Annotated in this window: 8 protein-coding genes and 1 pseudogene; 7 read left to right on the top strand and 2 right to left on the bottom strand. The window is 66.2% G+C overall.

Annotation, left to right across the window (positions count from 1 at the left end; all coding sequences use genetic code 11):
• The first annotated feature begins 267 nt into the window (after positions 1–267).
• Entirely contained in the window at positions 268–711 is a 444-nt protein-coding gene (locus MKK53_RS09710; RefSeq protein ID WP_243928495.1) for a MucR family transcriptional regulator, read from the top strand.
• A gap of 40 nt (positions 712–751) precedes the next feature.
• Here the strand turns inward: MKK53_RS09710 and MKK53_RS25720 are convergent.
• Positions 752–928 (bottom strand): annotated as a pseudogene (locus MKK53_RS25720) (DUF6894 family protein); the annotation flags it as partial.
• A gap of 448 nt (positions 929–1,376) precedes the next feature.
• Between MKK53_RS25720 and MKK53_RS09705 the strand changes: the two are divergent.
• From MKK53_RS09705 to MKK53_RS09680, 6 genes are all read left to right on the top strand, one after another.
• The gene (locus MKK53_RS09705; protein WP_243928494.1) at positions 1,377–1,640 is read left to right on the top strand and encodes a hypothetical protein; all 264 of its coding nucleotides are present in this window, start codon (positions 1,377–1,379) and stop codon (positions 1,638–1,640) included.
• Positions 1,637–2,275, top strand: a complete 639-nt coding sequence (locus MKK53_RS09700) for a TetR/AcrR family transcriptional regulator (RefSeq protein WP_243928493.1) — start codon at positions 1,637–1,639, stop codon at positions 2,273–2,275. Before MKK53_RS09705 ends, MKK53_RS09700 begins: the two co-directional genes overlap by 4 nt.
• Positions 2,272–3,501, top strand: a complete 1,230-nt coding sequence (locus MKK53_RS09695) for an efflux RND transporter periplasmic adaptor subunit (RefSeq protein WP_243928492.1) — start codon at positions 2,272–2,274, stop codon at positions 3,499–3,501. Before MKK53_RS09700 ends, MKK53_RS09695 begins: the two co-directional genes overlap by 4 nt.
• Positions 3,502–3,550: 49 nt before the next feature.
• Entirely contained in the window at positions 3,551–6,637 is a 3,087-nt protein-coding gene (locus tag MKK53_RS09690; protein WP_243928491.1) for an efflux RND transporter permease subunit, read from the top strand.
• 34 nt (positions 6,638–6,671) lie between these two features.
• Entirely contained in the window at positions 6,672–7,274 is a 603-nt protein-coding gene (locus MKK53_RS09685; RefSeq protein WP_243928490.1) for a DUF2147 domain-containing protein, read from the top strand.
• Positions 7,275–7,800: 526 nt separating this feature from the next.
• A complete protein-coding gene (locus MKK53_RS09680; protein WP_243928489.1) occupies positions 7,801–9,987 on the top strand; it encodes a putative bifunctional diguanylate cyclase/phosphodiesterase in 2,187 nt (728 codons plus the stop codon).
• 462 nt (positions 9,988–10,449) lie between these two features.
• Here MKK53_RS09680 and MKK53_RS09675 read toward each other — a convergent pair.
• On the bottom strand, positions 10,450–11,883 hold a 1,434-nt coding region (locus MKK53_RS09675), incomplete at its 5' end, for a hybrid sensor histidine kinase/response regulator (RefSeq protein WP_243928488.1).

Here is an 11,883-nt window from a genome sequence, read left to right as displayed (position 1 = left end):
CACCCTGAGCATGGGACGCTGCGCGTGGATCACTGCGGCGCGCTGCTTTTCAGCGGGAAAAGGCCGATGGCGGTCGAGGCCAGTCGGATCGTGTTCGAGAGCGAGTCCGCCTACCGGAACAAGCCGGGCCAGATGTGGGGGTGCCGGTCTGGGAGTACGCCAAGAGCGGCAAGGGGCGGTAGCGCAGCGCGGGCGGAGAGAGATCGATCGTTGCCCAGGAAGTGGATAGCGCTCTAAAAGGCCCTGTTCATAGAACGGGGAGAGGCAATGTCTGGGGTAGATAGCGGGCAAACGCGTGATCTGGTGGAGGCGGCTAGTGAAATCGTTGCCGCCTACTCGTCTCATAACCGTGTCTCAGCCTCGGACCTGCCGGCTCTGATCGCAAGCGTGCATGCCTCGCTCGCTGGTCTGACCACACCGCGGACGACCCAGGAAGCCGCATCAGCTTCTCCGGACAAGCCTGCGCCAGCGCAAATCCGCAAAAGCATCACACCGGACGCGCTGACCAGCTTCCTCGACGGTAAGCCGTACAAGACGCTGAAGCGGCATTTGAGGTCGCACGGTCTTGATCCAGCCGCGTACCGCGAGCGCTACGGCCTGCCACTGGACTATCCCATGGTTGCCTCGAACTACTCAGCTCAGCGAAGTGAGTTATCGAGTAGGAGACAGATCATGGCACAAAGTTCGTCAGCGGATCAGGTTGCGGAGTAAGCGCACCGCCGGGCGGCCTCAACATCGAGGCTCGCCCGTCTCAGCGGGGCATCTGATCCGCGCTCCACTCGCCGACGAGCGATAGCGCCACCCGGTAGATTACCGCACCGGTCCCATCGCGGACGAAGGCACAGATGGTCCGTTTGTCGCCGTCCGGCAACTTGTCGCGAGCGATGTCGGGCAACGCTGCTTGCACGGCATCTCGGGCGGCTTCCGCATTGGGGAGGTCTTAGCCTTCGTCGTCGTGCACGAAGGTGTCGCCGTCCGAGGTGTCAATGAAGTCGCGCGGCATGGGTGGGTCCCGATGTGTCTTCTCGACTCGCACAACCGAGGTACCGGGATGTCGTTCAACCGCATTCTGTTTGACGGACCTCAGGTTACCGAAACATGATCGGGCAGGTGTGGGTCGTGCCGGCCTGGGAGTTCGCGGAGGGCGGCAAGGGGCAGTAGCGGGTCGCTCAAGCCGAACTTCTGATTGCGACCCATGCCGGGCATTCAGCTGCCACCGGAGGGTTCTCAAAAGATGATATTTGCAACCCCTGCGAGAAACATCCTCAGGTCCTCCAATGCTCGCCAATGACAGCTTTTCGCAGCTGAGAATGAACGTTCATTGACATGAGAATGAGTGTTCATTATCAGGGCGTGCAGGAATGATGGTGTCGAGAATGGCCTACACATCCGTTGCCCACGTCGAAGCCCCCGCCGTCACGGCGACGTTGAGCGCTCTGGTGCGTCCAGCGAACCTGATACTCGGCGCCGCGGTGCTGTTGGGGTGGGCATGCCTGTTGTCTTGGACCGGAACCGGTCAGGGCGGCTGGCAGGCTCGGGCCTGCGCCGGTCTCGACCACGCGCCCCGCGCCTGCGCCGACCTCGTCCCGGTCAAGGACCAGTCCAGGGTCGTCCCGCGCGGATCGGGATTCGCGTCGTGAGGGCCGGGACCGCAACCATCGTCCAGGTCAACGACGCCCAGGCCGGGCGGCGCGAGCGCATCCTCGACGCGGCCGAGGCATGCTTCGTCCGTAACGGCTTCCATCGCACCACGATGTCGGACCTTGCCCGCGAGGCCTCTATGAGCCAGGGCAATTTCTACCGCTATTTCGCCTCGAAAGAGGACATCGTCCTAGCGATGGCCGAGCGCGACCGCGCCCGCGGGGCCGCCCTCGTGGCCGAGATGGAGCGGGAGGGCGACCGGCGCGCTTCCCTGAATAGCATCCTCGAACGGTTCTTCACCGACATCACCCGCGAGGCCGCGGTGCTGCGCCTCGACCTATGGGCGGAGACCACGCGCAACCCCGCCATTGCCACCCTGGTCGACCGCAGCGAGGCAGAGGCCCGGGAGTGGCTGTGCAGGATGTTCGCGGCGCTCGCCGCTTCGCCCGCTTGCGAACCCGCATCCATGTTCGAAGCGGTCAACCCGCTGATGAAGGGCATCGTCGTCGGCCGCGCCATCCTGCCGGGCTATGACCCGGCCCCCGCCGTCGCCCACCTCCAAGCCCTCATAGAAGCCGGCCTGCACGGTTCGCTCCCGCGAGCGGCCGCCTCCGCCCCGGAGACCAGCCGATGACCCGCGCCGCCTTCCTCGCCGCTCCCACGCTGCTAGCGCTTGGCCTGTCTGCCGCATCCGCCCGCGACGAGCCCTCTATCGCGGCCAAGCCGCTGCTCGCGCCCGCCGTGAGCGTGGTTGAGGCGACGCGGCGCGAGACCGTGGAGACCGTGACGGTGACCGGCACCCTGGTGCCCCGCGACGAGATCCTGGTGACGCCCGAGATCGACGGCTACCGGGTCACCGAGGTGCTGGTCGAGGAGGGCGCGCGGGTCGCAAAAGGCCAAGTGCTGGCGCGCCTCGCCCGCGACCTGATCGACCGCCAGATCGCGCAGCAGGACGCGGTGGTGGCCAAGGCCGAGGCCGCCGTGCCCCAGTCCCAAAGCAACATCGAGCAGGCCGAGGCCGCCGAGACCGAGGCCCGGCTTAGCCTGGAGCGGGCCAAGACCCTCATCGCCACGGGCAACACCACGGCGGTGGTGATGGAGACCCGGACCTCCTCCCTGCGCCAGGCCGAGGGCCGGCTGGCCTTCGCCCGCAACGGGCTGGCCATGGCTAAAGCCGACCTCGCCCAGGCCAAGGCCGTGCGCGACGAATTGGCTCTGAGGCTCGCCCGCACCGAGATCCGTGCCCCGGAGGATGGCATCGTAAGCCGCCGAACCGCCCGGGTCGGCCTCGCCGCCTCGGCCGCGTCCGAGCCGCTGTTTCGCCTGATCGCCCGCGGCGAGATCGAATTGGAGGGCGAGGTCGTCGAGGCCAAGCTGCCGCTGCTGCGCGAGGGCGCCCCGGCCTGGATCGACCTCGGCGAGAGCTGCCGCGTCGCGGGCCGCGTGCGCGCCGTCTACCCGGAGGTCGACAAGGCCACCCGCCTGGGCAAGGTACGCGTGCGCCTCGACCCCGACCCGCGCCTGCGCATCGGGACCTTCGCCCGCGGCGAGGTCGAGCTCGCCCGGAGCCGCGGCGTCAGCGTCCCCCAGGCCTCGGTGCTCTATAGCGGCGGCCGCCGCAGCGTGCTGGTCGTGGCCAGTGACCGTGTCGAGGATCGCACCGTGCGCACCGGCATCGCCGACGAGGACACCATCGAGGTCCGCGCCGGCCTGAGCGAGGGCGAGCGTGTCGTGGCCCGCGCCGGCTCGTTCTTACGCGACGGCGACCGCGTCCGGCCGGTGCTCGAAGCCCCGGCTCCGACGCCCGCGGTCGCCGCGGTGCCGGCACCCCGGGACACCGCCGAGGCCGGCGTGCCGTAAGTCGTCACACCGACACCCCTTCCAAAATCATGAGAGCCAGGGCCGCCCGATGCGCCTGAACGTCTCCGCTTGGGCGATCCGCAACCCCATCGCCCCCCTCGTCCTGTTCCTGGTGCTGGTCGTGCTCGGCCTCGTCAGCTTCCGCGGGCTCGCGGTGACGAAGATGCCCAACGTCGACGTTCCCATCGTCTCGGTGGCCATCACCCAGTCCGGCGCGGCGCCATCCGAGTTGCAGACCCAGGTCACCAAGTGGGTCGAGGACTCAATTGCCGGGGTCCGGGGCGTCAAGCACATCACCTCGGCCATCACCGAGGGCTCCTCGGTGACCACGGTCGAGTTCCGGCTGGAGGTGAACACCGACCGCGCCGTCAACGACGTGAAGGACGCAATCTCGAAGATCCGCATCAACCTGCCCCGGACCATCGACGAGCCGGTGATTAGCCGCGTCGAGGTCGCCGGCCTGCCGATCCTCGTCTACGGCGTGAAGGCACCCGCGATGACGCCCGCCGACCTCTCCTGGTTGGTCGAGGACAAGATCGCCCGCACGCTCCAGGGCGTGAAGGGCGTGGGTGGCGTCGAGCGGGTCGGCGGCGTCGCGCGCGAGGTCCGGGTCGTGCTTCAGCCCGACCGGCTGCTGTCCCTCGGCATCACCGCCGCGGACGTGAACCGGCAGTTGCGGCTCACCTCCGCCGACATGGCGGGCGGGCGCGGCGAGGTCGGCGGGCGCGAGCAGTCGATCCGAACCCTCGCCGCCTCCCGCACCCTGCGCGACCTCAAGGCCACCTCCATCGTCCTGCCCGGCGGCCGCAAGGTCCGCCTCGACGACCTCGCCAGGGTGGAGGACGGCATCGAGGAGCCGCGCACCTTCGCGCGCTTCAACGGTGAGCCGGTGGTCGCCTTCGCAGTCTCGCGCGGGGCGGGCGCCAGCGACGCCGAGGTCGCGGCCGGGGTGAAGAGGAAGATCGCCGAGTTCGAGGCGAGCTACCCCGACCTGCAGTTCGAGCTGATCGACTCCTCGGTCTCCTCGACCATCGGCTCGTACGATTCCGCCATGCACACCCTGATCGAGGGGGCGCTCCTCGCGGTCATCGTGGTGTTCCTATTCCTGCGCGATTGGCGCGCCACGCTCATCTCGGCGATGGCGCTGCCGCTCTCGGTCTTCCCGACCTTCTGGGCGATGGACGCGCTGGGCTTCACGCTCAACGGCATCAGCCTGCTCGCGATTACCCTGGTGACCGGCATCCTCGTCGACGACGCCATCGTCGAGATCGAGAACGTCGTCCGGCACATGCGGCTGGGCAAGTCGCCCTACCAGGCGGCCATCGAGGGCGCCGACGAGATCGGGCTTGCGGTCATCGCCATCACCGCGACCCTGATTGCGGTGTTCGCACCGGTCTCGTTCATGCCGGGCATCGCCGGCCGCTACTTCATCCAGTTCGGCCTGACCATCGCGGTCTCTGTGTTCATGTCGCTGCTTGTGGCGCGCCTGATCACCCCGATGCTGGCCGCGTACTTCCTGCGCGACCATGGCCACCCCGACGAGCGCGAGGGACCGGTGATGCGCGCCTACACCCGCCTCGTCAGCTGGTCGGTGCGCCACCGGGTCATCACGCTGTTCGTCGGCCTCGCGCTGTTCGCCGCTTCCATCGTGTCGACCGGCCTGCTGCCCTCGGGCTTCATCCCGAAGCAGGATAACGCCCGCACCCTGTTCATGGTCGAACTCGCACCGGGCGCGAAGCTCGGCGACACGGTGGCGGTGTCCGACCGCGTGGTCTCGCGCATCCGGGCGCTGCCCGAGGTGACCTCGGTCTTCGTCGACGGCGGCCGGCAGGTCGGCGGCAAGAAGGAGACCCGGCTCGCGACCCTGACCGTCAACCTCACGCCCAAGAACGCGCGCGCCAAGCGGCAGTGGACGGTGGAGGCCGAGATCGCGGCGCTGCTGGCCGAGGAACCCGACATCCGGTCCTGGACCCTGCGCGACAGCGGCCAGCGTGACCTCGCCCTGGTGGTGAGTGGTCCCGACGCCGACGTCGTGACCGAGGTCGCCGCCCTCCTGCAGCGCGACATGGCTGCTATCCCGCACCTGGTGGCGGTGATGTCGACGGCGCCGCTGAACCGGACGGAGGTCCGCATCCGGCCGAAGCCCGGCGCGGCGGCCGACCTCGGTGTCTCGACCGACGCCATCGCCGAGACCGTGCGGGTCGGGACCATCGGCGACATCGGCCTGAACCTCGCCAAGTTCAACGCCGCCGACCGCCAAGTGCCGATCCGGGTGCAACTGCCCGAGAGCGCCCGCGGCGCGGTCTCGCGTCTGGAAAACCTCAAGGTGCCGGCCAAGAACGGAGCCGCCGTGCCGCTGGCGGTCGTGGCCGACATCGAGCTCGATCAAGGCCCGGGCGCCATCGACCGCTACGACCGGGCCGTGCGCGTCGCCGTCGAGGCCAACATGCAGGGCTCGGAAGCCCTCGGGTCGCTCATCGCCGAGGCCCTTCAGACGCCGACGGCCAGGAACCTGCCGCCGGGGGTGACCATAAAGCAGACCGGCGACGCCGAGATCATGGGCGAGGTGTTCTCGGGCTTCCTGATGGCGATGGGCGCCGGGATCATGATGGTCTACGCCGTGCTCGTCCTGCTGTTCGGCTCGTTCCTGCAGCCGCTGACGATCCTGTTCTCGCTGCCGCTCTCGATTGGCGGCGCCATCCTCGGCCTGCTGGTTTGCCAGATGCCGATCTCGATGCCGGTCGTCATCGGCATCCTGATGCTGATGGGGCTGGTGACGAAGAACGCGATCATGCTGGTCGACTTCGCGGTCGAGGAGATGGGGCGCGGCGTCGACCGAGTCACGGCCATCGTCGATGCCGGCCGCAAGCGGGCGCGGCCCATCGTGATGACGACTCTCGCGATGGCCGCCGGCATGGTCCCGTCCGCGATGGCGTTCGGGGTTGGCGGCGAGTTCCGCGCGCCGATGGCGGTGGCGGTCATCGCCGGGCTGATCGTCTCCACCTTGCTCTCCCTGGTCTTCGTCCCGGCCGTATTCCTGCTGATGGACAGCCTGGGCAGCATCCTCGGCCGTCTCCTCGGTCGCTTCGTCGGTTCGCGGGACGAGGCGACGGGACGCGCGGCGACCGCCTCGTGAACCCGGTTTCCCATTCCTATTCCGGAGAAATCCAATGACTGCTCCCATCTACCGCCTGGGCACGCTCGCCTTGGTGGCCGTCGTCGCGGGTGCCACCTGTGGCCGGCCCGAGGCTGCCCGTGCCGCCGAGCCGTACGGCACCTGGCTCACAGAGGACGGGCGCGCCCGCGTCCGGACCGAGCAGTGCGGGTCCGACGCGTCCCGCCTGTGCGGCTTCATCGTCTGGATGAAGGAGCCGTCCGGCAAGGACGGCAGCCCGAAGGTCGACCACTACAGCCCGAACACGGCTTGGCAGGGCCGCCCCCAGATGGGCCACCAGATGCTGATCGGCCTGAAGCCGGACGCCGAGGGGCACTTCGAGGGCAAGATCTACAACGCCGAAAACGGCAAGTTCTATGACGTATCGGTATGGAGCGACCAGCCGTCGGCCCTAACGGTTAAGGGCTGCATGCTGGTGTTCTGCGCCTCGCAATCGTGGAAGCGTGTGGCAGACCTCGTTCCCGGCCAACTTCAGGGACCGACCGATGGCCTGGGCGGCCCGGTTTCCGACCCGGAGTGGGCATCGAAGGGAACACGGACGGGCTCCACCTCGGCCAAGAAGCCGTCGCCGGAAGGCGCGGCCACGCACGCAAGATAGCTTTCGCGCCCGTGTGGGTGCACCAGGCATCGTACTGCCCTCCCAATGGCCGCACAGTCTGCCGGTCGGACTGCACCTCGCCCCTCACGCAGGAGCGGCCGGCGGTCGTTCGAGGATCCATACCTCGGCTTCGACAACGCTACGTAGTAGCTTCCTCGACGCAGTTGCCGAGGCCTTTCCAAGTTTATCTAATTGCCGAGCGTCCGCTTATTCTGGTTTCGGTATCAAGAGCGGAACTACTGCAATCCACCCCAAGCCGCCCTTCGCCTACCGACCCGACCCAGGCATACAGGCAACGGTATACGTCGCTCATGAGCGGACGCTCCATTTAGAAGGCGTGTGTCGGTCCTGCGATTGGGATCCGATCGGCCACACTGGATGTTCCGGCGGTGCGCCAGTCGATGGCCTGGCAACTTGTCTTACGGCCAGCTTCAAAGCTGCATAGAGTATTGGACGATGTTACAACAGGAAATTATTAACGCATGATTGCATAATCTGCGCGCGATTAAATCGTGTTGAGGTTTCGATGACCCCGCGTGCCCGTGCATCCGTAGAAACGGTCACCACCGCACATTCTGCTGATCGGCCTCGCGACCCGCAGCTCGACGCGATCTGCCGCGTTGCAGCAACGCTCTTCGGCGTGCGCTATGCATATGTGTCGCGGCTCGACGCGAAGTGCCAGTCCCTCCTCGGCAGCGAAGGGCTGTCACTCAGCTCGACATCGCGTTCCGAGGCATTCTGTGCGCTCACGCTTCTCGGTCGACGACACGCACCCCTCGTCATTCTCGACACGCTGGCAGATCGCCGCGTCGCCGATAACCCATACGTGACGGGTGATCCGCACTTGCGCTTCTATGCCGGTGTGCCGATCTCGCTGGACAATAGCGCGGCCGGTAAGGCGATCGTATGCGTGGCCGATACGATCCCACGGGCCGCATTCGATGAGAAGGACCGGAAGCGCCTTGCCGATCTCGCCGTCTTAATCGAAGCCGCCCTGCGAGGGCGTATCTCACAACACAGGACGCATCGCGCGCAACGGCAGGCGCTGGACAGCGAGCGTCGCTTTCGCCTTCTCGCGGACAGCGCCAATGACGTCTTCGTCCTCGGCGACCTCGACATGCGGCGCACCTACGTGTCCGCCGCGGTACGACGCGTTCTCGGCTACGCGCCGGCGGAACTGATCGGCGTACGGGCATTCGATATGTTCCACCCCGATGACGCCCATATCTTCGCCGATTACTGGACGCAGGTGCTGGCCGGCGTCGATGAGCGACCGACCTGCTGCGTCCGGTATCGGCACAAAGACGGCCACCACGTTTGGATCGAAGCCTCCGTAAGCCTGCTGCCCGACGAAGACGGGGGCGGCCCCTCCGGCTACGTGGCCATTCTGCGCGATGTCTCGGCGCGTCGTGAGGCGGAGGACCGGGTTCGGCACATGGCCCTGCACGACTCGCTGACCGGCTTGCCTAACCGCGCGCTGTTCCGCGACCGCCTGGACCAAGCCATCGCCCATACCGCGCGAACTCACAGCCCGTTTGCTGTGCTCGCCTGTGACCTCGATCGGTTCAAGGCGATCAACGACAGCCTCGGGCATCCGGCGGGCGATGCTCTTCTGCGTCACGTAGCCGAGCGGATGCGGTCTGTATTGCGGCCCTACGATACCATCGCCCGCCTCGGTGGAGACGAGTTCGCGGTTGTGCTGGCCTATCTCGATGACGCTTGCGCCGCGGCTTGCCTCGCCGAGCGGCTGATCGCCGCCATAGGGGCGCCCGTCCACCTCGACGGGCAAATCGTCGAGGTCGGCGTCAGCGTCGGCTTCACCGTCGCCACAGAGCGTGACAGCGATGCGGACGAGTTGTTCAAGCGCGCCGACATGGCGCTCTACGAAGCCAAGGCCGGTGGCCGCAACACGTACCGCGTCTTCTGCCCCGACGTGGGAGCACGTATCGCCACACGCGGGCAGCTTGGGCTGGACATGAAGGAGGGGGTCCGGCGCGGCGAGTTCCATCTGGTCTATCAACCGGTTGTGGATGCCAGGACCGGAGCAGTCGTCAGCCTAGAGGCGCTGATGCGATGGCGCCACCCCGTTCGTGGCGAGGTCTCGCCTGGTGAGTTCATCCCGTTGGCGGAGGAGAACGGCCTGATCGTGCCGCTCGGGGCTTGGGCGTTGAGACAGGCCTGTCGTGAAGCGCTGACTTGGCCGGAGACGTTGCGCGTCGGCGTCAACGTGTCCGCCGTGCAGTTCCGGGGCGGTCTGGAGGAGGCGGTCCTTACCGCACTCGCGGAAACGGGCCTACCGGCCAATCGCCTCAAGCTGGAGGTGACTGAAAGCGTGTTAATGCAGGATGGGGACGCGGTGATCGCCTGCCTGCACCGGCTGCGATCCCTCGGCGTTGTCGTTGCTTTGGACGATTTCGGCACGGGGTATTCGTCGTTAGGCTATCTACGCCGCTTCCCGTTCGACAAGATCAAGATCGATAGATCTTTTATCCGTGACATCGCCGATCCGGACGCGGCCGCCATCGTGAGGGCGGTGGTCAGTATCGGCGAGCGCCTGAGCATGGGCATCGTCGCCGAGGGCGTCGAGACCGCGGAGCAGCTCGAGCTCGTCCGTCGCGAGGGCTGCGCACAGGTGCAGGGCTTCCTGTTCAGCCGCCCGCTGTCGCCACCGGACGCTCGCGCCTACATTACAGCCAACCAGGCTCGACGATAGTAACGCGCGCGACGCAAGCGCGAATGGGGTCGCGGGCGATGCTAATAATTATGTTCGGACTGCACTCGCGGAAATCGGCTCGATTGCGCGGTCTTCTGGCGACGTCCACTCTGCTGCACCGGCCGTTATGAAACGTCCGCTTATGCCTCATGTTCGAGCGGAAGCGGACGGGCAGGAAACCACCCAACCCGGTCGCAGGCGACAGCCAGCCGAGTTGCTCGTGAGCGGACATTCCCAGGGTCAGCGAAGGGTCGCGAGCGGGCGCGATGGCTTTGTCTGCTTCTGCCAACTTTCACCCAAAAGCGGACGGGCAGGAAACCACCCATCACAAACGTTCATGCGCGCTATCTGCAACGACTGGGACTGGCCGAAAGCCGCTCGTCGGCTTCGAACAAGAACTGCCGCCATAGCGGACATCGAAGTTGGCACAACGCTAAAGCTGCTACGCCGACCTCGCCTTTCTCAAGCTGAAAGTACCTTCAGCCTTTCTGCCAAAGTCGCCGATGCGAAGTCGCCGCGATTGAGGATCTGGCTGGCGCCGCGAAGCTTCCTCCGGTCGTCCGCCGAAAATTCGCGACCCGTAAGTACAATCACTGGGATGTCCGAACAGCCGGGTACGGCTCGAACGCCCTCCAGGAAACCGAAGCCATCCATGATAGGCATATTCAGGTCGACGATCACGACGTCCGGCCTGGTATCTGCCGCGTGCTGCAGGCCTTCTTCACCGTTCGCGGCTTCCACGACCGACCAGCCGTCCTCCTCTAAGGTGGACCGCATCGCCATGCGGGTCACGGCCTCGTCTTCGACCAGCAGCACGGTGCCGCGCCGGTCCGTCTCCGCCAGCCTGAACTGGTTCACGATCTTGCCGAACCGTGACCAGTCGACCGGCTTTAGCATGTAGTCCGAGGCGCCAAGCGACGCTGCAAGATTGCGCTGGTCGACGGACGTCACCATCACGACCGGGATCGACGCAAGCTTTTCGTCCGCCTTGATCTGGCTTAGCACGGACCATCCGTCCACACCCGGCATCATCACGTCCAGCAGGATGGCCCGCGGCCGCAGCCTCCGGGCGAGTTCGAGCCCGCTCCTGCCGTTCGCCGCTGTCTGTACCTGGAAGCCCTCGCGATGAAGGAATCTCGTGGTGAGGGCAAGTTGATCCGTATCGTCGTCGATGACCAAGATGACATCGCCTCCCACCTCGTCGTCTGCGATGACGTCTGGATCAGGCGATGCTTGCTCGTCAGTTAGGGGAACGAAAGTCGCTGGCACAGTGAACGTAAAGGTGCTGCCCTGGCCCAGGACGCTGGACACTGTGACTACCCCCGCGAGCATGTCGGCGAAGGAACGCGTGAGCGAAAGTCCAAGCCCGGTCCCGCCGAAGTTGCGCGTCGTGGAAGCATCAGCCTGCTCGAAACGTAGGAACAGACGTGACATCTGCTCAGCTGTCATGCCTATCCCGGCATCAGAGACGGCGAACGAAAGCCGGTCGACACCTGAGGCGTCCGTCGTGCGCGAGGCGGCAAGCGTGATAATCCCGCTTTCCGTAAACTTGGCTGCATTGCTCAGGAAATTGAAGAGCACCTGCCGCGTCTTGGTCAGATCGGAATGCATCCGGCCCAGCTCGGGTGCCAGCTGCAATTCCAGCTTATTACCCTTCTTACCGATCAGCGTAGCGACCGAACTCGCGACGTCGCGCAGCATGTCATCCACCGCGAAATCCTCGGCGTAGACTTCCATCTTGCCGCTCTCGACCTTTGAGAGGTCCAGCACGTCGTTGATGAGCCCGAGCAGGTGACGGGCGTTGCGCTCGACCTTGCCAATGTCGGCCACAAGGTCCGACGCATCGCAGCCGTCTGCGATCTCCTCACCCATCATCTCGCTGTAGCCGATGATGGC

The organism is Methylobacterium sp. J-076, assembly GCF_022829405.1.
Classification (GTDB): Bacteria; Pseudomonadota; Alphaproteobacteria; order Rhizobiales; family Beijerinckiaceae; genus Methylobacterium.
Note: the sequence above shows the minus strand (reverse complement) of the source record. Positions and strands in the feature narration are given on the sequence as shown.

Excerpts from the sequence above, each read along its gene's own strand:
- MKK53_RS09705 (WP_243928494.1), top strand. The coding sequence starts at position 1,377 with ATGGCCTACACATCCGTTGCCCACGTCGAAGCCCCCGCCGTCACGGCG.
- MKK53_RS09710 (WP_243928495.1), top strand. The coding sequence starts at position 268 with ATGTCTGGGGTAGATAGCGGGCAAACGCGTGATCTGGTGGAGGCGGCT.
- MKK53_RS09695 (WP_243928492.1), top strand. The coding sequence starts at position 2,272 with ATGACCCGCGCCGCCTTCCTCGCCGCTCCCACGCTGCTAGCGCTTGGC.
- MKK53_RS09690 (WP_243928491.1), top strand. The coding sequence starts at position 3,551 with ATGCGCCTGAACGTCTCCGCTTGGGCGATCCGCAACCCCATCGCCCCC.
- MKK53_RS09680 (WP_243928489.1), top strand. The coding sequence starts at position 7,801 with ATGACCCCGCGTGCCCGTGCATCCGTAGAAACGGTCACCACCGCACAT.
- MKK53_RS09685 (WP_243928490.1), top strand. The coding sequence starts at position 6,672 with ATGACTGCTCCCATCTACCGCCTGGGCACGCTCGCCTTGGTGGCCGTC.